The 22,768-nt window shown below is 63.9% G+C and carries 9 protein-coding genes; 4 read left to right on the top strand and 5 right to left on the bottom strand.

What is annotated here, in order from left to right:
- Window positions 1-201: 201 nt before the first annotated feature.
- Window positions 202-1,014, bottom strand: coding sequence for an alpha/beta fold hydrolase (locus AC09SL_RS01260; RefSeq protein WP_058545829.1), 813 nt, complete (start codon window positions 1,012-1,014; stop codon window positions 202-204).
- Window positions 1,015-1,232: 218 nt separating this feature from the next.
- Window positions 1,233-14,219: a non-ribosomal peptide synthetase gene (locus tag AC09SL_RS01255; RefSeq protein ID WP_064106900.1), complete on the bottom strand. Its 12,987-nt coding sequence runs from the start codon at window positions 14,217-14,219 to the stop codon at window positions 1,233-1,235.
- Window positions 14,220-14,489: 270 nt separating this feature from the next.
- Between AC09SL_RS01255 and AC09SL_RS01250 the strand changes: the two genes are divergently transcribed.
- A complete protein-coding gene (locus AC09SL_RS01250) occupies window positions 14,490-15,038 on the top strand; it encodes an RNA polymerase factor sigma-70 (protein ID WP_024619408.1) in 549 nt (182 codons plus the stop codon).
- Between the two features lie 151 nt (window positions 15,039-15,189).
- Here the strand turns inward: AC09SL_RS01250 and AC09SL_RS01245 are convergent, their stop codons facing one another.
- The 3 genes from AC09SL_RS01245 to AC09SL_RS01235 all read right to left on the bottom strand — a co-directional run bounded on the left by AC09SL_RS01245 (window position 15,190) and on the right by AC09SL_RS01235 (window position 17,793).
- On the bottom strand, window positions 15,190-16,203 hold the full coding sequence (locus AC09SL_RS01245; protein WP_058545478.1) for a GNAT family N-acetyltransferase: 1,014 nt from the start codon (window positions 16,201-16,203) through the stop codon (window positions 15,190-15,192).
- A gap of 70 nt (window positions 16,204-16,273) precedes the next feature.
- Complete coding sequence (locus AC09SL_RS01240) at window positions 16,274-17,050, bottom strand: substrate-binding periplasmic protein (RefSeq protein ID WP_058545503.1); 777 nt, start codon at window positions 17,048-17,050, stop codon at window positions 16,274-16,276.
- A gap of 116 nt (window positions 17,051-17,166) precedes the next feature.
- On the bottom strand, window positions 17,167-17,793 hold the full coding sequence (locus AC09SL_RS01235; protein ID WP_058545479.1) for a TetR/AcrR family transcriptional regulator: 627 nt from the start codon (window positions 17,791-17,793) through the stop codon (window positions 17,167-17,169).
- A 179-nt stretch (window positions 17,794-17,972) separates the two neighbouring features.
- On the opposite strand from AC09SL_RS01235, the gene AC09SL_RS01230 reads away from it, so the two are divergent.
- From AC09SL_RS01230 to atuD, 3 genes are all read left to right on the top strand, one after another.
- Window positions 17,973-19,790 (top strand): acyclic terpene utilization AtuA family protein, encoded by a 1,818-nt coding sequence (locus AC09SL_RS01230; RefSeq protein ID WP_058545480.1) that lies wholly within the window; start codon window positions 17,973-17,975, stop codon window positions 19,788-19,790.
- Between the two features lie 148 nt (window positions 19,791-19,938).
- Window positions 19,939-21,555, top strand: coding sequence for a geranyl-CoA carboxylase subunit beta (gene atuC, locus AC09SL_RS01225; RefSeq protein WP_058545481.1), 1,617 nt, complete (start codon window positions 19,939-19,941; stop codon window positions 21,553-21,555).
- A 33-nt stretch (window positions 21,556-21,588) separates the two neighbouring features.
- Window positions 21,589-22,746 carry a citronellyl-CoA dehydrogenase gene (gene atuD, locus AC09SL_RS01220; RefSeq protein WP_058545482.1) on the top strand — a complete coding sequence of 386 codons (1,158 nt, stop codon included), beginning with the start codon at window positions 21,589-21,591 and terminating at the stop codon, window positions 22,744-22,746.
- The last annotated feature ends 22 nt before the right edge of the window (window positions 22,747-22,768 follow it).

The raw sequence follows: 22,768 nt of genomic DNA, 5'->3' as shown, positions 1-22,768 counted from the left end.
CAAAACTGCTCTTGTGGCGAGGGAGCTTGCTCCCGCTGGGGTGCGCCTGGAGCTGTGTAGGAGCTGACGAGTGCAACGAGGCTGCGATCTTGTCCCAGACAATTGAGTCCCAAGCGAAAGATCAAGATCAAAAGATCGCAGGCTTCGCCAGCTCCTACAGCCCCAGCGGGAGCAAGCTCCCTCGCCACGGTTAGCCAGCAGTCAGTGCTTGCGCGTCAGGAACTCCAGCAACGCCCCGGTCACGAATTCTGGATTCTCCAGGTTGGAGATGTGCCCCGCTTCCGGAATCGACACATGGGGACACCCGATCAATTCGGCCATCTCCAGCGACTCGGACGGCGGACGCGGTTTGTCCTGGTCGCCAAACATCACCGTCGTGCGCTTGGCATCCAGTTCATGCAGGCGCGGCAGGATATCGTCCCGGCCAAAAATGATCCGCCCCAACGGTACGATGCTGTCGCGCAAGCGATCAACCGGCAGTGCGGCCAATGTGGCGCGAAACTGTTGGTAGAGCGCCGACTGCGGGTCGATGCCCGGCCGGAAGAAAATCGGCACGATAATGTCCAGCAACGGTTCGGGAATACTGCCGCCAGCTTCGATCTTGTCGAACAGCGAGAAATAATATTGTCGAGTCGGCTCCGGCTCGACACCAACATAGGTGTCCATCAATACCAGCGACTGCACGCGCTCAGGCGCCGCCAGCGCCAGCCGCGCGCCCCACATCCCGCCCACCGAGAGCCCGACCAGGTTGAAGCAGTCGATGTTCAAGTGATCCATCAATGCCAATGCCTGACGAGCCAGGTCGTCCAGGGAGGTCATGCCCTCAGGCAAACGCCCGGACTGGCCGTGCCCCCACAAGTCCAGGGCGATGACCCGATAGTGCTGGGACAACACCTCGATCTGCGGCGCCCACATGGTGTGGTCCCACAGATAGCTGCTGCCCAGCAGCACCACCGGGCCCTGGCCTTGGTCCAGGTAGTGAAGCGGTTGTCCGTCGATCGTTGCAAAGGGCATGGGTAAGCTCCTTGTTTGAGTCTGGGAAAAAAGCCTTGGGGAGACTGAGCTGTGCTAGGTGAGCAGTCAACCTTTGAGCCAGCAGTGCCTGTGCTGCCCCCATCGCGGGCAAGCCTTGCTCCCACAGGGTTGATGCTCGAACACAAATACTCTGTTCACAGCTGATCCCTGTGGGAGCAAGGCTTGCCCGCGATGAAGCCGCTACAAGCGCTGCAAAACTACAACCCTTCCAACTCCGCCATCAAATCATTCAACCGATCCACCTTCTCCTCAGTGATCTCGCTGGCCGCCAACCCATCGATGTAGTCAGCCAGCTCCCGCACCGTGCTGCATTCGAACATCGCCCGCAGCGGTACGTTGCGTTGCAAGGCCTTTTGCACCCGCGAGGCGATTTGCGTCGCCAGCAAGGAATGCCCGCCCAGCTCGAAGAAGTTGTCCCGAACCCCCACCCGCTCGACTCTCAATACCTGGGCCCAGATGTCGGCCAGGGTCTGTTCCAGCTCATTGCCGGGGGCCTGGTAGTCCTGGCTTTGCAACTGGCCGATCTCCAGGGCCGGCAAGGCCTTGCGGTCGAGCTTGCCGTTGGCATTGAGGGGCAGGCGGTCGAGCCATAACCAGTGCAGCGGCACCATGTATTCCGGCAGTTCATTGCGCAGGCGCCGCTTGATGCACTCAAGGCGTTCGACCGGCGTCAATGACGACTCGGCGGCGACCAGGTAACCCACCAGATGCTTGCCATTGGCGCCCTCCTGTACTCCGACAGCCGCATCGCGGACCTCGGTTTGCTCGTGCAGGCGCGCTTCGATTTCGCCCAACTCGATGCGGTAGCCACGAATTTTCACCTGATGGTCGATGCGTCCAACGTATTCCAATACCCCATCGCTGCGCCGCCGCGCCAGGTCGCCGGTGCGGTACAGCCGCTCCCCCGGCGCGCCGAACGGGTTCGGCACAAACACCGGAGCCGTGCGCAACGGATCGCTGACATAACCACGCCCGACCCCGGCGCCCGCCACGCACAACTCACCCACCGCGCCCAGCGGCACCAGGTCCAGCGCGCCGTCGAGCAGGTACAGACGATTGTTGTCGGTGGGCGTGCCAATCGGCAGATACGTGCCACGGGTCGAGGCCAGGTCGACCCGAAAGAACGCCACGTCATCGGAGCATTCCGCCGGGCCGTAGGCGTTGACCAGACCGATGTCCGGGTAACGCAGCAACCATTGATGGGCCAGTTCCGGCGGCATCGCTTCGCCGGTGGGCAGCATCCAGCGCAAGCCATCCAGGCCGATGCGTTCCTGGGCGAGCATGCCCTGGATCAGCGATGGCACGCTTTCCAGCACGCTAATGCCCTGCTGCTGTACATGCTCCAGCAGCCCTTGCGGGTCGTGGGCGATGGCGTTGGGCACGATGTCGACCCGGGCGCCGAACAACGGCGCGGCCAGGAACTGCCAGACCGAAATATCGAAGCTCTGGGACGCCGTCTGGGCGATCACATCCGCCTCGCTCAGCGCCAGGTACGGCACCTTGCTCAGTTGGTTGTTGAGCATGCCCCGCTGTTGCACCATCACGCCTTTGGGCAGGCCGGTGGAGCCAGAGGTGTAGATCACGTAGGCCAGGTTATCCGGCCCGCTGTAGACGCCCGGGTTTTCCAGCGAAAGAGCGCTGGCCTGGACGGCTTCCCACACCAGCAACTTCGGGCGCCCGGAGCAGGCGAACTCATCCAGCAAGGCCTGCGCCTGGGCCTGGCAGGCCTGGGTGCAAACCAGCAACGGCGTGCGGCTCAATTCGATGATGCGGCTCAGGCGCTGGCTCGGCAGGCCCGGGTCCAGCGGCAAGTAGCCGGCACCGGCCTTGAAGCTGCCGATGATCATGCCCAGCAGCTCGGCATCCCGTTCGGCCAGCAGCGCCACCGGCTGATCCAGGCCGACACCGGCAGCGATCAGGGCATGACCGAGGCGGTTGCTGCGCGCATTCAATTCAGCGTAGCTGTAGCTCGCGTCCAGGCAACTGACCGCAGGACGTTGCGGATGAGCCGCGACCCGCGCCTCGAACAGTTCGACGTAGCTCTGTTCCAACGGATAGGCACGCTCGCTCTGGTTGCAGCCTTCGATGAGCAAATCCTGCTCTTGAGCACCGATCAGCGGCAGCTCGCTCATGTCGCCGTGCAAGCCCTCCATCAACGCCAGCAGCAACCGCTTGAACTCACCCAGCAGCCCCTGGACGGTACTTTCATCGAAGTAGCGCTGGTCGTACGAAAGGTGCAGGCCCAGGTCATCCCCCGGATAGCAGACCGCCGTCAGCGGGAAGTTGGTGTGGGTGCGGCCCGAGTCCGAAGTGGCGTTGAGGCTTTGCGCGCGGTCCAGCACCGAGACCTCCACCGGCGCGTTCTCGAACACGAACAGACTGTCGAACAGCGGCTGGCCCTTGGGCAGTTCGCTGACCTCCTGAATGCTCACCAGCGGCAAGTATTCGTACTCGCGCAGTTGCATGTTGCTGTCCAGCAGATCGCTGAGCCACTGGCGCACACTGCAACGCTGATGGTCCTCAGGCATTTGCACGCGCAAGGCGACGCTGTTGATGAACAGCCCCACGGTGCGTTGCATCTGCGGCAGCTCCACCGGGCGTCCGGCCACAGTGACGCCAAACAGCACGTCGCGATCCCCGCTGACCCGCCGCAGCACCAACGCCCACGCCGCCTGGGCAAAGGTGTTGGCCGTCAGTTGATGGGCCTGGGCCAGTTCCCGCAGCCGTGCGCCATCCCGGGCATCGAGACGGGTGTAGCAGTCGCCGACGCTCATGCCGCCGCTGTCACCAGCGTGCTCGCGCAGCAACGGCCGGTCGCTGGGGATCGGCGTGGTCCGCTCAAAGCCTTGCAGGTTGTGCCTCCACCACTGCCGGGCTTCGGCCAGGCTCTGGTGCTGCAACCAACCGATGTAGTCGCGATAACGCGGCGGCACAGCCAACTGCGGTTCGCGGTTTTCACCCAGGGCGGTGTAGATCTCGAAGAAGTCGTCCATCAGCAGCGAACGGCACCACGCATCGATGAGGATGTGGTGGTTACTCATCATGAACCAGTAGCGTGCCGCGCCGACCCGAATCAACCGCAGGTGGAACGGCGCCTGGTTCAGCAGATCGAAACCGGCCTCGCGCTCGTTCTTGAGCAGCGCCTGGAGCCTGGCTTCCTGGGCGTCTTCGGGCACCTCGGACCAGTCGAGGTAATCCACCGGCGTGCGGCCCGGCTTGTGGATGATTTGCAGCATGTCTTCGCCGACGTTCCAGCAGAACGAGGCGCGCAAGGCTTCGTGGCGGGCGATGACCGCTTGCCAGGCCTGGGCAAAACGCTGCGCGTCCAGTTCGCTGTTGATGCGATAGCGATCCTGCATGTAGTACAGGCCCGTACCCGGTTCCAGCAAGGTGTGCAGGAGCATGCCTTCCTGCATCGGCGTCAGCGGGTAGACGTCTTCGATCTGCCCGGCCGGCACCGGCAAGCTGTCGAGTTGGCCCTGGGTCAGTTTCGCCAGGGGGAAGTCCGATGGCGTCAGGCCGCCCGCCTCGTCCGTCAGGCAATGCTCGATCAGGTGTTGCAACTCATCGAGGTAGGCCTCGGCCAGCGAGGCAATCGCCTGGCGGTCATGGCGCTGGGCACTGAAGGTCCAGCGCAGCACCAGCTCGCCGCCGCTGACCTGGCTGTCGACGCTCAGTTCGTTGGGCAGTGGTGCCTCGGGATCGTGAATCGCACCCAGCGGCGCATCCAGCGGCTGGAACAACGCATCGTGACCCAAGGTCTGGTCGAGCTGGCCCAGGTAGTTGAAGGTGATCGCCGCGTGCGGCAAGCCGGCCATCGTCTGGCGCGTCGCCGCGTCCGCCAGGTAGCGCAATACGCCATGGCCGAGGCCCTTGTGGGGCACCGCGCGCAGTTGTTCCTTGATGGCCTTGATCGAGGCACCGTAGCCTTCGGCCGCTGGACTCAGGCGCACGGGATAGACGCTGGTGAACCAACCGACGGTGCGGGTCAGGTCGATGTCGTCGAACAGTGCTTCGCGGCCGTGGCCTTCGAGCTGGACCAGGGCCGAGGCATGGCCGCTCCAACGGCACAGCACCCGGGCCAGCGCGGTAAGCAGCAGGTCGTTGACCTGGGTGCGATAGGCGCTCGGCGCCTGTTGCAGCAGTTGCCGGGTGCGCTCGGCGTCCAGGCGCACGCTGATGGTTTCAGCGTGACGTTCCTGGAGTCCGCCGTCGGGATTCGCGCAGGGCAGCTGCAGCTGCGCGCCGCTCAACTGTGCTTGCCACCACTCCAGTTCCTCGCGCAAGGACTCGCTGCCGGCGTAGGCCTGCAAGCGTGCGGCCCAATCGCGCAATGGGCTGGTCTTGGCCGGCAACTGCACCTCCCGCCCGGCGGTGAGCTGGCGGTAGACGGTTTGCAAATCGTCCATCAGCACCCGCCACGACACACCGTCGACCACCAGGTGATGGATGACGATCAGCAACCGTTGCTGGCCGTCGGGTAACTGCGCCAGCACGGCGCGCAGCAATGGCCCGGTTGATAGATTGAAACGGCTCTGCGCCTGGGCAAATAACGCTTCGCAATCCTGCGCGGTGTCCACGCACAGGTGCTGCAACAGCGCAACGCCAGACAATGGCTGATGCTCGGCACGCCAATGCCCGGCGGTCTCACTGAAGCCCAGGCGCAAGGCATCGTGGTGCTGCAAGACGCTGCGCAGCGCCTGCTCCAGCGGTTGCGGCGCCAGGGCCGTGGTCGGTTCCAGCACCAGCGCCTGGTTCCAGTGATGCCGATTGGGGACCTGACGTTCGAAGAACCAGTGCTGGATCGGCGTCAGTCCGGACTCACCCTGCAACAGGCCTTGCTCGGCGTGCACTTGCTGGCTGAGCGTGGCAACGCTGGCCAGGGTCTGTACGGTCTGGTGCTGGAACAGGTCGCGGGGCGTGAAATGAATGCCCTGCTGCCGGGCGCGGCTGACCACCTGGATGGACAGGATCGAATCGCCGCCCAGCTCGAAGAAGTTATCGTTGAGTCCCACCTGCCCGACGTTCAGCACGTCGCACCAGATCGCCGCCAGGGTCTGCTCCAGGGCATTGCTCGGCGCCACGTAGTGTTGGCGATTGAGTTCGGGATCGGGCAGCGGCAAGGCGCGGCGGTCGAGCTTGCCGTTGGCGGTCAGCGGCATGCTCGCCAGCAGGATCAGGTGCGCGGGCACCATGTAGTCCGGCAGTTGGGCCTTGAGGTGGTTTTTCAAGGCGTCGCGCAAGGTCGCTTGTTGCGCGTTGTCCTGGCTGGCGACGTCGCTCACCAGATAACCGGCCAGTTGCTTGCCGCCGGGCGTGTCGAGGGCCAATACCACGGCCTCGCGCACCGCGTCATGCTCCAGCAGGCGGGTTTCGATTTCCCCCAGTTCGATGCGAAAGCCGCGGATTTTCACCTGATGGTCGATCCGCCCCAGGTATTCCACCAGACCGTCGGCACCCTGGCGCACCAGGTCGCCGGTACGATAGAGGCGTCCGCCCTCGGTGGCGAACGGGTCGGCGACGAAACGCTCGGCGGTCATGCCCGGACGCTGGTGATAACCCTGGGCCAGACCGGCACCGCCCACATACAACTCACCTGTGGCGCCTGGCGGCACCAACGCCAGGTCGGCGTCGAGGATGTACGCCACGCGGGCGCCAATCACGCTGCCAATCGGCACACTGGCCGCGCCCTCTTCCAGTCGCTGCGCAGCCAGGCTCGCCAGCGGCATGACCACGGTTTCGGTCGGGCCATAGGCGTTGAAGAACAGATTTGGGCTGAACGCCGCGCGAATGCGTTGCAAATGCTCGCCGGTCAGGGCCTCGCCGCCGGTGATGCACATGCGCACCGGCAGGGTCTGGCCCTGGGTCGCCAGCCACTGCGCCAACTGGCTGCCGTAGCTGGGGGTGAAACCAAGAATGTTGATGCGATGCTGGCGAATCAGCCCGCAGATTTCCTCGGCGTCCCATTGGCCCTGGGCCCGCAGCACCACCTGGGCGCCGCTGAGTAATGGCACCAGCAGACGTTCGGTGGCCGCGTCGAAGTTGATGGAATAGAAGTGCAGCTCGCAATCGTCCGGGCGCATGCCGAAGCGTTGGATCACTGCCTGGCAATGCATGGCGATTTCACCGTGGGACACCACCACGCCCTTGGGCTTGCCGGTGGAGCCGGAGGTGTAGATCAGGTACGCCTGGTGTTGCGGCAGGTTGATCAGCGGCAGCGGGTGATCCGGGTAGTGCGCCAGGGCCGCCGAATCATCTTCCAGGCACCAGCACCCCACTTCCTCGGGCAACGCGCCAAGGGCCTGGAACATCGCCCGGTCACTGAGCAGCAGGCTGACGCCGCTGTCCTCGATCATGTAGCTCAAGCGGTCCAGCGGGTATTCCGGGTCCAGCGGCACGTAGGCGCCGCCGGCCTTGAGGATCGCCAGCAGGCCGATGACCATTTCCAGCGAACGCTCCAGGGCCAGGCCGACCCGCACCTGCGGCCCGACGCCTCGCTTGCGCAGCATCCAGGCCAGGCGATTGGCGCGGCTGTTCAGTTGCGCATACGTCAGGGTCTGCCCGGCAAACGTCAGGGCCGGCGCATCGGGACGCATCCGCGCCTGTTCGTCGAACAGTTCGTGGAGGCATTGGTCCAGGCGATGCTCACCGGGCTCGACGCCCAGGCTGTCGAGCAGCTGTTGCTGCTCGCGGGTGTCCAGCAACGGCAGTTCGCTCAGGCGTCGGGCCGGATCGACCAGCAACGCCTCCAGCAGATTGCGCCAGTGCCCGGCCATGCGCGCGATGCGCGGTTCGTCGAACAGGTCGGTGCTGTAGGTCAGACAGCAACCCAGGCGCTGATCCAGGTCGGTGACTTCCAGGTTGAGGTCGAACTTGGTGGCCCGGGCGTCGTTGACCAGGTATTCCACCGTCATACCGGCCAGCGTGCGGCTCTGCTGAAATTCCCAGCGCTGCACGTTGCACATCACCTGGAACAGCGGGTTGTAGGCCGCACTGCGCGGCGGTTGCAGGGCTTCCACCAGATGATCGAACGGCAAGTCCTGATGGGACTGGCCTTCGATGACGGTGTGGCGCACCTGTTCGAACAGTTCGCCCACCGACATCTGCCCGTCGAGCTGGCAACGCAACACCTGGGTGTTGAGGAACGCCCCGATCAGCCCTTCGCTTTCCGGGCGGATGCGGTTGGCCACCGGCGCGCCGATGCGCAGGTCGGTCTGGCCGCTGTAGCGATAGAGCAGCACGGCCAGGGCGGCGGTCATGGTCATGAACAGGGTCAGGCCCTGTTGCGCGTTGAAGGCACGGACTCGCGCCGCCAGCTCATCGCTGAGGTCAAAACGGAACAATTCACCGCGATGACTTTGCACCGACGGACGCGGACGGTCACCGGGCAGTTCCAGCAGCGGATGTTCGCGGCCCAATTGCGCGGTCCAATAGTCGAGTTGTCGCTGGCGCTCGCCGGACTCCAGCCACTGACGCTGCCAGACGCTGTAGTCCAGGTATTGCACCGGCAGCGGTTCCAGCGGGGATTCACGGTCGTCGACAAAGGCTTCGTACAGCGCGCTCAGTTCACGGGCGAAAATGTCCATCGCCCAGCCTTCGGTGACGATGTGGTGCAGCGTCAGGACAAAGTAATGCTCATGCTCGGCGGTCTTGACCAGGCAGGCCCGCAGTAGCGGCCCGGTTTCCAGGTCGAAAGGCTGGTGGGCCTCGCTGTCGGCCAGTTGCTGTACCCGCTGTTCGCGGACGTCGGCGGCCAGCTTCGAGAAATCCTTCCAGCCCATGCGCAGGCCCGTTCCACTGTGCACCTGCTGACGAGCCACGCCATCGACGCTCGGGAACGTGGTGCGCAGGGTTTCGTGGCGCAGGATCAACGCCTGCAAGGCCGCCTCGAAGCGCCCGACATCCAGCACCCCGCGCAACCGCGCCATGCCGCCGACGTTGTAGGCCGGGCTGTACGGCTCCATCTGCCAGAGGAACCACATGCGCTGCTGGGAATAGGACAGCGGCACCGGTTGGCTGCGGTCGACCTTCTCGATGGGCGGCTGGCGGTTGGTCTGGCCGCTGGCCTGGATCAAGCGCACCTGCTCGGCAAAAGCCCCCAGTTCACTGGCCTCGAACAGCGTGCGCAGCGGCAGTTCGACGTCACAGGTTTGGCGGGTACGGGAAATGATCTGGGTCGCCAGCAGCGAATGGCCGCCGAGGGCAAAAAAATCGTCCCGCAGGCCGATGCGCGCAAGGCCCAGCACGTCGCGCCAGATGCCGGCGATTTGCTGCTCCAGGGGGCTGGCCGGTTCGACGTGCTCGCGCACCTGCCATTGCGGTTCGGGCAAGGCGCGGCGGTCGAGCTTGCCACTCGGGCCCAGGGGCATGGCGTCCAGGCGCAGCAACTGGGCGGGCACCATGTAATCGGGCAGCTCGGCAGCCAGGGCGGTTTTGAGTCGATGGCTCAACTCGTCCTGATCCTGAGCGACATCCGAGGCGGTGTAATAGCCGATCAACTGCGGACCGGCCGAGGTGTCGCGCACCAACACCGCCACTTGGGCGACGCCGTCCTGGGCCAGCAGGCGCGCTTCGATTTCCTGCGGCTCGACCCGAAAACCGCGCAGCTTGACCTGCTGGTCGAGGCGGCCAAGGTATTCGATCACGCCATCGGCGCTCCAGCGCGCACGGTCGCCGGTGCGATACAACCGCGCACCGGCCGGCCCCAATGGGTCGACGACGAAGCGCTCGGCGCTCAGGCCCGGACGGCCGAGGTAACCCCGGGCCAGGCCCAGGCCGCCGATGCACAGCTCGCCGGGCACGCCGGCCGGTACGGGGTTGAGGTCGCTGTCGAGTACCCGGCACAGCACGTTGCCCAGGGGACGGCCGATCGGCGAGCGCTCGCCATCGGCCTCGGTGCAATACCAATGGGTGACGTTGATCGCGGTTTCGGTCGGGCCATAGCGATTGTGCAATTGCACCGCCGGCAGTTGTGCCAACACCCGGTTGCGCAGTTCGGCGGGCAAGGCTTCACCACCGGAGAACAGCCGGCGCAGACTGCTGCAGCGGGCGCTCAGTGGTTCGTCGACAAACAGGCTGAGCAACGGCGGCACGAAGTGCAGCGTGGTGACGCCAAACTGCTGCACCAACTGGGCGATGCGGTGCGGGTCACGGTGTTCGCCGGGGCCAGCCAGCACCAATTGGCTGCCGGTGATCAGCGGCCAGAAGCATTCCCAGACCGACACGTCGAAACTGATCGGCGCTTTTTGCATCAGCACATCGGTAGCATCCAGCCCGTAGGTCGCTTGCATCCATTGCAGGCGCTCGGCCAGGGCGGCGTGGGTGTTGCCGACGCCTTTGGGCTGGCCGGTGGAGCCGGAGGTGTAGATCACGTAGGCCAGGTGGTCGCCGTGCAGGTGCAGGCCCGGCGGGTTGCTCGGCCATTGCTCCAGGCGCAGGGTGTCCATGGCGATGACACTGACGCCGTCGCAAACCGGCAAACGTTCGAGCAGCGCGGTTTGGGTCAGCAGCAAGTCGACGCCGCTGTCGTGGAGCATGTAGGCCAGCCGTTCGGTCGGGTAGTCCGCATCCAGCGGCACGTAGGCGCCGCCGGCCTTGATGACCGCCAGCACGCCGATGAGCAACTGCGGCGAGCGCTCGGCGGCAATCGCCACGCACACGTCCGGGCCAACGCCCTTGTCCCGCAGGTAATGGGCCAGGCGGTTGGCCTGGGCGTGCAGCTCGGCATACTCGAGTTGGCCACCGTTCCAGCGCAACGCGATACGTTGCGGCGTACGCCGGGCCTGTTCGTTCAACAGTTCCGGCAGCCATTGGCTGGCCGGTGCGCACGGGGCAGCGCTCCATTGCTGCTGTTGGCTGTGTTCAGCAGCGCCCAATAACGGCACATCGCCGATGGCTTGTTGCGGATCGGCGCAGACCGCCCGCAACAGGTTGCAGTAATGCGCCGCCAGCCGCTCGATAGTCGCCGCCTCGAACAGTTCGTCGGCGTAGTCGAACGACAGCGTCAACCGACCGTTGCGATCTTCCTCGCTGTGCAGTTGCAGGTCGAACTTGGCTTCGCGGCTGTGCCACGGCAACTCCTCGGCCAACAACCCCGGCAAACGGCGCAAGGCACTCAAGTCCCGCTGCTGGTGGTTGAACATCACCTGGAACAGGCCCTGCTCACGCGCCTCGGGAAACGCTTCGAGCAGTTGTTCGAATGGCAGGTCCTGGTGGGCCTGGGCACCAAGTGTGGCTTCCCGTGCCTGGGCCAGCAGCGCGGCGAATGGCTGACGTGAATCGACCTGCCCACACAGCACCTGGGTGTTGATGAAGAAGCCGATCAGCCCCTGGGTTTCCAGGCGCGGACGGTTGGCGTTGGGCACGCCGATGCGGATGTCTGATTGGCCGGTGTAACGCTGCAGCAGCGCCTGGAAGGCTGCCAGCAACAACATGAATGGCGTCGCCTCATGGGCCTGGGCCACTTGACGCAGCGCCTCGCCGAGGCCGTTGTCCAGGCGCAGACTATGCCGCGCGGCACTGCGCTGGCGTTGAGCGCCGCGCGGGTGATCCGTGCCCAGCACCAGGGCCGGATGTTCAGCACCCAATTGCTGCTTCCAGTAGCTCAGTTGGCGCTCGGCCTCGCCCTGGGCGAGCCATTGGCGCTGCCAACTGCCGTAGTCGGCGTATTGCAAGGGCAATGGCGCCAGCTCGGCGACCTGGCCTTGGGAAGCAGCGGCGTACAAGCGGGAGAATTCTTCAATCAACACATTCATCGACCAGCCGTCGGCGATGATGTGGTGCAGTGTCACCAGCAGTTGATGGTCATCCTCGTCGAGACGCAACAGGCTGACCCGCAGCAGCGGCCCCTTCTGCAGATCGAACGGCGTGGCCGCTTCGTCTTCTCGAACCTGTCGCGCCCGGGCTTCACGCGAGGCGGCGGGCAGGTCGCCGAGGTCGATGACGGGCAGCTTGAATTCACCGGCCGGATCGACTTGTTGCAGGGCCACGCCATCCCGCTCCAGAAACCGCGTGCGCAGGGACTCATGACGCTCGATCAATTGCTGGAAACTGGCGCGCAACGCGTCTTCGTCCAGCTCGCCGCGCAGGTGCAAGGCGCCAGGAATGTTGTAGGCATGGCTCGTCGGATCGAGCTGCCAGGTAAACCACAAACGGTTCTGGGCCAGGGATTGCGGCAACGCTTCGTCGCGCGACAATGCGCTGATCGCGCCTTGAGGCTGACCGCCGTCCTGTTGCTGGTTCGCCACCGCGGCGGCGAACGCGGCCAGGGTTGGCGCTTCGAACAGCAGGCGCAGGTTCAGTTCCAGCCCCAGGGTTTCCCGTAGCCGTGCGATCACCTGGGTGGCGGCGATGGAATTACCGCCCAGCAGGAAGAAATGATCGTCAGCCTGGACTTGTTCGACCTGCAGCTGCTCCCGCCAGATTTGGCCGATGAGCGTTTGCAGCTCGGAGGACGGCGCAGATTCATCAGCGATTTCAACCTGGGCCGACGGGAACTGCGCATAGCTGTCCAAGCTACCATCGGCCAATCGACTGCGGCACGCCGAGCGCTGCAACTTGCCGCTGGAGGTCTTGGGCAACGCGCCGGGATTGAGCAGCACCACTACGCTCGGGGCTTGCTGGCAGGCCTCGGCCACCGCCTGGCGAATGGCTTTGATCAAGGCTTCGGGCGGCAGGATTTTCTGCACGCTGCGGCTGATTTCCGCAGCGATGCCGATGCCTTCTTCACCGCCATCGTTGACCGCGAACGCGGCCACGCGGCCCTTGCGCACCACCTCCACTTCACGTTCGATGGTTTGCTCGATGTCCTGGGGATAGAGGTTATGCCCGCGCACGATCAGCAGGTCTTTCAGGCGACCGGTGATGAACAGCTCGCCACCGCGCAGGAAACCCAGGTCACCGGTACGCAGCCAGGTCCGGCCGTCGTGCTGGACAAAGGTCTTGGCGCTGGCTTCGGGATTGCGCCAGTAACCCAGGGCGATGCTCGGCCCGGCCGCCCAGACTTCACCGACCTGATTGTCGGCCAATGGCTGCAACGTGGCAGGCTCGACGATCAGCACTGCGTGCCCGGGCTGGCTGACACCACAACTCATCACCACACTGCCCTGCCCCGGCTCGGCACGGTTTTGCGCCAGCGCCACATCATCCACCCGCAGCGAAGCAATGCCGTGGCGGCGCGGCGTGCCGGCGACGAACAAGGTCGCTTCGGCCAGGCCGTAGGAGGCCATGAAATTGTCCGGCGTGAAGCTGCACGGGGCGAACTTCTCGGCAAAACGCTCCAGCGTGTCGAGGCGGATCGGCTCGGAACCGGAATAGGCCACGCGCCAGCCGCTCAGGTCGAGACGCTGCAGGGCCGAATCACTGATCCGTTCGCTGCACAGCCGATAGGCGAAGTCCGGGCCACCGCTGATGGTGCCGCCGTATTCGCTGATCGCTTCGAGCCAGCGCAGGGGTCGGGCCAGGAAGTAGGCCGGCGACATCAATACGCACGGAACGCCGCTGAACACCGGCTGCAGCAAGCCGCCGATCAAGCCCATGTCGTGGTACAGCGGCAACCAGCTGACGATGACGTCATCAGGGTTCAGGTCGATGCCGAAGCCATGGCGGATCAGCAGTTCGTTGGCGACCAGATTGCCGTGGCTGACCTGCACACCCTTGGGTAACGCGGTGGAGCCGGAGGTGTATTGCAAGAAGGCAATGTCATCGTCCTGCAGCGCCGGCATCCGCCATTGCCCGGCGCAAGCCGGGTCGAGGGTATCGACGCACAACACCGGCGGCGCCGAGTCGATGGCTTGCAATGGCTCGCGCAGATCGCTGCTGGTGAGCAGCAGGCGCGGTTCGGCGTCTTTGAGGATCGACAGCAAGCGCTCTTGATGATGGCGACGGGCGGACTCCGGTGGATAGGCCGGCACGGCAATCACCCCGGCATAGAGGCAGCCAAAGAACGCCGCGACGTAATCCGGGCCGCTGGGGAACAGCAGCACGGCGCGATCACCCAGCGCTGCCTCGGCCTGCAAGGCGGCGGCGATGGTCCGGGCACGCAGGTCCAGGTCGCGATAACTCAACACCACGCCCTGCCCAGGGGTGTCGGCAAGGAAGCGCAGGGCCACCCGGTCCGGCGTCAACGCGGCGCGGCGCTGGAGGGCATGAGCCAGGGTGATGGGGAGTTCGAACGCGTCGGTCATGGGGGGTTCCTGCCTGGATTCGGCTTGCAAGTTGTCACCCATGGGAACGGATAGCACCGATAAATAATTAGTCGGGGAGCCGGCTCGCCGAAGCCGCCGACAGCCACGCACCGCGGCAATGGGTCGCAGCACCGAGGCTGGACGTCACATCATCAATAATTCTTCTTCTCAATTGACAATCATTATCATTAAGCCTAATTTGGCGCTCGATGTGTAGGACGGGTGCGGCATCCGGACGTCCTGCTAACTTTTTGCAGCAAGGTGAATTCCATGACGGAACAAGTATCCACAAGCAGGTGCGACTCACCGTTACTCCAGGCATTCGTGGACAACCGATTGATCCTGGTCAAGATCGCGGCACGCATTACCGGCTGCCGCTCCCGCGCGGAAGATGTGGTGCAGGACGCGTTTTTCCGACTGCAATCGGCGCCCCAGATCACCTCCTCGTTCAAGGCGCAGCTCAGCTATCTGTTCCAGATCGTGCGCAACCTGGCGATCGACCATTACCGCAAGCAGGCGCTGGAACAGAAATACTCGGGGCCGGAAGAGGAAGGGTTGAACGTGGTGATCCAGGGTGCTTCGCCAGAAACCTCCCATATCAACTTTTCCACGCTGGAGCACATCGCCGACGCGCTGACCGAACTGCCCAGCCGCACCCGCTATGCCTTCGAGATGTATCGCCTGCATGGCGTGCCGCAAAAGGACATCGCCAAGGAACTGGGCGTCTCGCCGACCCTGGTGAACTTCATGATCCGCGATGCCCTGGTGCATTGCCGCAAGGTGTCGGGGGTTCGGGGGGATACCTTCGCCCGGCGGTGATATGAGGTGTCAGTTCCGGCCCCATCGCGGGCAAGCCTTGCTCCCACAGGTTTTTCTGGCAGGCAGATAGTGTGTGAAGCCCGGGGCCTGTGGGAGCAAGGCTTGCCCGCGATGGCGTCCTGATGACCACCACCTGGCCCCCTGCCAAACCTCACATCAACCCACACCGATCAAAAAACCGCTCACGCCCCAGGATCATCAGCGCCGCGCGCTTGTGAGGGAAGTCGAATTCCTTTTCACAATGGAAGCACTGGTTGTGCAGGTGCCCGATCATCCGGGCATTGTCGGCCCGGGGCTCGGCGACCACGCACTGAGTACGCGGGTCATCCAGGAACAGGTAGTGCACCAGCGCCGACAACCAGCTGGCCACCTTGTGCGGCCCCCGGTGGTGCTCTTCGCCCACCAACATGTGGATACCGCGATCGTAGTTGCCGGCGTCATAGAACGGCGCGATCCGATCCTCCTTGGCCCAATAGGCTTCGAAATAAGCGAACGGCTGGTCATCGAAGCACCCGATCAGGGTCAAGACCCGGGGATCGGCCTGCAGCTTGCCCAAGTACTCGCGATGCTGTTCCAGGCTGCCCTCCTCCTGCCAGAAACACGCCACCCGCGGACTGTTCTGCCAGCGGTTGAAACGCGTAAGGTCGTGCTCGATTTCCAAGGTGCGCAAGGACACCCAGGCCCCCAGCCGCGCATCGAAACGCCGGTACACCTCGCCACGGGGCTTGATGGGCCGGCGTGGATGGCGCTGGCCATCGGTGATGATCATGTGTTGCGGGTAACTGCCGTTGAACGACACCCCCAGCCAGGGCTGCGGCAATTGCCAGAATATCGTGCGCTCGCAAATGTATTCACCGGCACGCTCAGTGGCCGTCAACAAACCGCTGAGCAAGGCTTCGCCGGGGCGCTCGTCGAGGTGCCAGGTCAGGCGCTGGCAGTCGGGATCGCGAGCAAACAGCCAATAGCAGGCCGCCCACAGCGCCGGGCCCACCGGTCGGTCGTTGATTTGCTGCAAGTGCACGTGCAACTCCGGGCCGCGCGCAAGGCGCAGCCGGATCAGCGGCGCGCCTTCGAGCATCAGGCTCAGGTGGCGTTCGGTTTCATCGGCGCCGAGGCGACGGCCACCGGGCAAGGGCAGCGTCGTAAGGTGGTTGAGGTTGGACATGGGAGGGGCTCGCGTATTCGTCGGTAGTCAACGTGGGACGTGAGCCAGGAAGGGAAATTTAGTGACGCATTCAATGGGAATGCGTGGACACCAGATGAATTTGGTAGGGCTGGAAAATCTTCAGTAACTGACCGTTATCCCGCAACATTTGCAGCAACTGGGCAAACGCTTCACTGGAGATCGGCGCCTGCGGCCGGATCAAAGCGTAATGGTGGTAAACCTGATCGATGCGATCAGACACCAGCAATTGCGGGCCGACTTCGGGATTGCGCAACACGTAATCGTTGAGGTACGAACGGGTCACCAGGGCGATATCCGCTCGCCCGCGCAAGACCATCAGCAGGTTGCTGTCGTGGGAATACGTCAACGTGGCGTTGTATTGGCCGGTAAGGAACTTGGGATCGGCGTTGAATTCGGCAAAGGCATAGTGATAACCGCTGAACAAGGCCAGGCGCTTGCCCCTGAGATCGGTGAAATAACTTTGCTCTCGATCCGGCTGGCGCTGGGCGACGAAGACTTCCGCATCCTCCAGGCCCATGTCTACCAAGGTGTGCGGCACATTCTGCCAGCCCCATTCGGGGTTCTCGAAAATCGCCATGTCGACCCGACCATGCCTGAAATCATTGAAGCGGCGCGGGATCGACGTCGGCACCAGCACGAACTGGTAGTCGGTTTGCGACTGGTTCAAGGCCTCCACCATTTGCGGCAGCAGGCCGGTGTCGGCGCCGTTCTCGGGACGAACGGTATAAGGCGGAAAATGCGCCGCGCCAATCCGTACCAGTTGCGCTGCCTCGGTCGGCAACGCCAGGAAAACGGCCAGAGCAGCCAGCAGCAGACGCGAGGTCATCCCCATCGGCGAAAACGTCAAGATAACCCACTCCCCAAAAGTTCCCATCAATAACAATCAAGCTAGGCGGTTTCAGCCACTTAGCCAGCCACACGGTCATTCAAGGCGTTGCTCGATTATTGTTTTTCTTCAAGCACCAGGATCAGGGCTTGCTCGGCGAGCTCATCGAGGCTCAGGCTGCCTTCGGCGCGAAACCAGGTGGTGGTCCAGGACAACGCTCCCGTGAGGAACCGTCGGGTAATGAACACATCCCCACGAATATACCCGGCCTCCTTGGCCTGGCCCAGGACCTCGAGCCACAAGTCTTCATAAATATCACGCAGGGCCAGTACGTGCCGCTGTCCGTCCTCCGACAGCGAACGCCATTCGTAGACCAGCACCGCCATGGCCTCGCCGGTGCCGCCCATGATCGACTGCAATTCGCAGCGGATCAGCGCCAATACCCGTTCACGCACGCTGTCGGCCTCGGCCAGGGCGGCGCGCATCAAAGCGGTATTGTAGCGGATGGTTTCTTCCATCACGGCCCGCAGGATTTCGTCCTTGCTCTTGAAATGGTGAAAAATGCTGCCCGACTGAATGCCCACGGCACTGGCCAGGTCACGCACCGTGGTGCGCTCGAAGCCTTTGTTGCGAAACAGGTGGGCGGCGGTCTGGAGCAGTTTGCCGCGAGCACTGTCCGGGTCGGTCAGTTGCCCGTTGTCGACCAGCTCCCGCATCACGCCCAGGGCTTTTTGCTCGTCCACCCATTCTCTCCTACAGTCGATCAACCAACGCACGGCCGTTGCGCCCAAACCAACAGGGGCGCGGGCAATTTAAGCTGACCGAGGCAGCCAAGCAAGCGCTCGGCCAGAAGAACCAGCGGTCGTTTACAAACCAAGCGCTTGCTTGGTAGTCTCGAGCCACCTTTGCCGGAGGGAGCGCCATGCCAAAAACGATCCGTATCGGTTGCGCCAGTGCCTTTTGGGGCGATACCTGTACTGCGGCGGCGCAACTGGTCGAGGGCGGGGCGCTGGACTACCTGGTGTTCGACTACCTGGCCGAGGTGACGATGTCGATCATGGCCGGGGCGCGCCTGAAGGATTCTTCGAGCGGCTATGCCACAGACTTCATCGAGGTTCTCACACCGCTGCTACGGCGTTTGCATGACGACGGGATCCGTGTCATCAGCAACGCCGGCGGGGTCAATCCCCAGGCCTGTGCGAAGGCCCTGCAAGCGGCCTGCGATCAGGCGGGGGTGGCATTGAAGATCGCCGTGCTGCTGGGCGATGACCTGCAACCGCAATTCGATCGACTCACCGCCCAAGGCATTCGCGAAATGTTCAGTGGCGAGCCCCTGCCCTGCGCGTGCGTATCCATCAACGCCTACCTTGGCGCGCCCGGCATCGTCGAGGCGTTGCGCCTGGGGGCCGATGTGGTGATCACCGGCCGAGTGGTGGACAGCGCCGTGGTCAGCGCCGCCTTGGTGCATGAATTCGGCTGGGCCTGGGACGATTACGACCGATTGGCCCAGGCTGCACTGGCCGGGCACCTGATCGAGTGCGGCGCCCAGTGCACGGGCGGCAACTTCACCGACTGGCAGCAAGTCCCGGATTACGAGCACATCGGCTTTCCCATCGTCGAGGTCAGCGCCGACGGCCAGTTCACGGTTACCAAAGCCCAAGGCAGCGGCGGGTTGGTCACGCCCTTGACCGTCGGCGAGCAGTTGCTCTACGAAATCGGCAACCCGCAGGGCTATCTGTTGCCGGACGTGATCTGTGACTTCAGCCAGGTCAGGTTGATCCAGCAAGGCAAGCACGCCGTGCATGTCCACGGGGCCAAGGGCTTGCCGCCCACCGATCGATACAAGATCAGCGCCACCTGGCTGGACGGATTTCGCTGCACCGCCACCTGCCTGATCGCTGGCATCGATGCGGTGGCCAAGGCTGAACGGGTCAGCCAGGCAATCGTCGCCAAGACCTCACAGATTTTCAACCAACGTGGCTGGGCGCCCTACAGCGAAGTGAACATCGAACTACTGGGCAGCGAAGCCACTTACGGCCAGCACGGCCAGCGTCGGGACAGCCGTGAGGTGGTAATCAAGCTGGCGGTACGGCACCCGGATAAACCGCCGCTGGTGCTGTTCTCCAGGGAAATCGCCCAAGCTGCCACCGGCATGGCACCGGGGCTGACCGGCCTGGTCGGCGGCCGGCCGACGGTGTCGCCGTTGATTCGCCTGTTCTCGTTCCTGATCGACAAAACCACTTGCCGGCTCGACATTGAACTCGACGGCCAGCGTCACACTTGCCCCCTGCCCGCTTTCGAACCGCTGCACACCGTCGATCTGCCCGTCGCCCCGGGCCTGCCCAAACCCCAGGGCCGGGCCGATGCCAGCGTGCCGTTGGTCAAACTGGCGGTGGCGCGCTCCGGTGACAAGGGCAACCACAGCAACATTGGCGTGATCGCCCGGGAACCCGAATACCTGCCCTGGATCGCCGAAGCGCTGACACAGGAGGTGATGGTCGACTGGATGAGCCACGTGCTCGACCCGCGGCTGGGCCGGGTCGAACGCTGGTACCTGCCGGGCACCCACAGTTTGAATTTCCTGCTGGAAAACGCCCTCGGCGGCGGCGGTGTCGCCAGCCTGCGCATCGATCCCCAGGGCAAGGCGTTCGCCCAGCAACTGCTGGAGATTCAGATTCCGGTGCCGCAAGACATTGCCGACCGGGTCAACGCCTCCCCACACCACCCTGATGCATGCTGACCCCGTAGGAGCTGACGAGTGCAACGAGGCTGCGATCTTGTCCCAGACAATTGAGTGGCAAGCGAAAGATCAAAAAATCGCAGCCTTCGGCAGCTCCTACAGAGGAGTGCAGGTTTTGGGCTAATCCGTTCGAGCAAAAGGAGTGTGTATGCCAGTCATCGAATCGCACCTTGATCCGCACAACACTGACTTCATGCGCAACCATGCGGCGATGCTGGCCGGGGTCGAACAGCTGCGCCAGCTCGAACAGGCCGTGCTGGAGAAAGCCGCCCAGGCCCAGGGCAAATTCGACCAGCGCGGCCAATTGTTGCCACGCCAGCGCCTGAACCTGCTGCTGGACCCTGGCGCGCCGTTTCTCGAACTGGCGAGCCTGGCCGGCTACAAACTTCATGACGACAAGGACGGCAGCCAGGCCGGCGGCGGCCTGATCGCCGGGATCGGCTACGTGTCAGGGGTGCGGGTGCTGGCGGTGGTCAACAACAGCGCAATCAAGGGCGGCACGATTTCCCCCAGCGGCTTGTACAAGACCCTGCGCCTGCAACAGATCGCCATGGAAAACAAACTGCCGGTCATCACCCTCGCCGAAAGTGGCGGCGCCAATCTCAATTACGCCGCGCAGATTTTCGTCGAAGGCGCGCGCTGCTTCGCCAACCAGGCACGTATGTCGGCCATGGGCCTGCCGCAGATCACCGTGGTGCATGGCTCGGCCACCGCAGGCGGGGCTTATCAGCCAGGGTTGTCGGATTACGTGGTGGTGGTGCGCGACAAGGCGCGGCTGTTTTTGGCCGGGCCACCGTTGCTCAAGGCCGCGACGGGGGAAGTGGCCAGCGAAGAGGAACTGGGCGGTGCGCAGATGCATGCACAAGTGGCCGGCACCGCCGAATACCTGGCCGAGAACGACGCCGATGGCGTGCGCCTGGCTCGGGAGATCCTCAGCCTGCTGCCCTGGAATGCGCAACTGCCGCTCCAACCCGAACGGAGCTGGACAGAGCCGCTCTACCCCACCGACGAATTATTGGGACTGATCCCCGACGACCCGAAGAAACCCTATGACGTGCAGGAAATCATCGCGCGCATCGCCGATGGTTCGAAGTTCCTGGCCTTCAAAAGCGAGTTCGACGCCCAGACGATTTGCGGCCACCTGCACATTCGCGGCCACGCCTGCGGCCTGATCGGCAACAACGGACCGATCACACCCCAAGGCGCCAGCAAGGCCGCGCAGTTCATCCAGCTGTGCGACCAGAGCCGCACGCCGTTGCTGTTTTTGCACAACACCACCGGGTTCATGGTCGGCACCGAGTCCGAGCGACAAGGGGTGATCAAGCACGGCGCCAAAATGATCCAGGCCGTGGCCAATGCCCGAGTGCCCAAGCTGACCGTCGTGGTGGGCGGCTCCTACGGCGCCGGCAATTACGCCATGTGCGGCCGCGGGCTGGACCCACGCTTCATCTTCGCCTGGCCCAACAGCCATACGGCGGTGATGGGCGGTGCCCAGGCCGGCAAGGTCCTGCGCATGGTCACCGAGGCCACGCAGATCAAGAACGGCCTGAGCCCCGACCCGAAGATGCTGGACCTGCTCGAGCAAACTACCGCGCAGCAACTCGACAGCCAGTCCACCGCCCTCTACGGCAGCGCCAGCCTGTGGGACGACGGGCTCATCGATCCGCGCGACACCCGCACACTGCTGGGTTACCTGCTGGACATCTGTCACGAGGCCGAGCAGCGGCCACTGCAAGCCAACAGCTTCGGCGTGGCCCGTTTCTGAGGACGCTCCACGGCTCACAGGAGAACAACAACAATGATCTTCACCCAGGAACACGAAGCACTGCGGCGCACCGTTCGCCAGTTTGTCGAGCATGACATCAACCCTTACGTCGACGAATGGGAAAAGGCCGGGCGTTTCCCCATCCATGAGGTTTTCGGCAAGGCCGGCGAGCTCGGCCTGCTGGGCATTTCCAAACCAGCTGCCTTCGGCGGCATGGGCCTGGACTACAGCTATTCGATCGTCGCGGCCGAGGAATTCGGCACCATCCATTGCGGCGGTGTACCGATGTCCATTGGCGTGCAGACTGACATGTGCACCCCGGCCCTGGCCCGTTTCGGCTCCGATGAGTTGCGTGAAGCGTTCCTGCGTCCAGCCATCCGCGGCGAACAGGTCGGCTGCATCGGCGTCTCGGAGGTTGGCGCCGGCTCCGACGTTGCGGGGCTCAAGACCACGGCGCGCAAGGACGGCGACGACTACGTCATCAACGGCAGCAAGATGTGGATCACCAATGCACCGAGCGCCGACTTCATGTGCCTGCTGGCTAACACTTCGGATGACAAGCCCCACGTCAACAAATCGCTGATCATGGTGCCGATGCGCAGCCCCGGCATCAGCCTCGGCCAGCACCTGGACAAACTCGGCATGCGCAGCTCGGAAACCGCCCAGGTATTTTTCGACGACGTGCGGGTGCCACAACGCAATCGCATCGGCCAGGAAGGCGCCGGGTTCATGATGCAGATGCTGCAGTTCCAGGAAGAACGCCTGTTCGGCGCGGCCAACATGATCAAGGGCCTGGAGCATTGCATCGACCGCACCATCGAGTACTGCAAGGAACGCAAGACCTTCGGCGCGGCCCTGATCGACAACCAAGTGATCCACTTTCGCCTGGCGGAACTGGCCAGCGAGGTCGAATGCCTGCGGGCGCTGGTTTACCAGGCCACCGAGCAGTACATCAACGGCCAGGACGTCACACGGTTGGCGTCGATGGCCAAGCTCAAGGCCGGGCGCCTGGCCCGGGAAACCACCGACAGTTGCCTGCAATACTGGGGCGGCATGGGCTTCATGTGGGACAACCCGGTCGCCCGGGCTTATCGCGACGTGCGGCTGGTGTCCATTGGCGCCGGTGCGGACGAGATCATGCTGGGCATCATCTGCAAGCTCATGGGAATTTTGCCAGGGAAGAAAAACTGAGTACATCGCCTGCCAGACCGCC

The sequence above is a fragment of the Pseudomonas sp. PF05 genome, assembly GCF_056521845.1.
The sequence above is the reverse complement of the archived record's forward strand: the minus strand, read 5'-3'. Positions and strand labels throughout refer to the sequence as shown.